The following is a 253-nucleotide window of genomic DNA, read 5'->3' as shown; positions in this document are numbered from 1 at the left end:
GATGCACGCGCAGAGCGTCGGCGGCTACTGGACGCGCTACTTGGCCGACGGCACCTACTTCGACAGCGTCGGCCAGGTCACGCACTACGGCAACCGGTATCGCAACAGCTACGGCAACGAGGCGTCGCAGAACGGCTTCGGCATCGCGCTGTCGCAGGAAGTCGGCAAGCCGTTCGGGATCGGCGGCACACCGATCGCGGTCGAACCGCAGGCGCAGCTGATGTATCAGTACCTGAAGCTGAACGGCTTCAAC

At 64.4% G+C, this 253-nt stretch carries 1 protein-coding gene; it reads left to right on the top strand.

Annotation, left to right across the window (positions count from 1 at the left end; all coding sequences use genetic code 11):
- Positions 1 to 253: autotransporter domain-containing protein (locus SB816_RS33455; RefSeq protein ID WP_410548436.1), on the top strand; the 253-nt coding region annotated here is incomplete at both ends.

The organism is Achromobacter sp. SIMBA_011 (genome assembly GCF_046535435.1).
GTDB classification, from domain to species: Bacteria; Pseudomonadota; Gammaproteobacteria; order Burkholderiales; family Burkholderiaceae_B; genus Achromobacter; species Achromobacter dolens.
The sequence above is the reverse complement of the archived record's forward strand: the minus strand, read 5'-3'. Positions and strand labels throughout refer to the sequence as shown.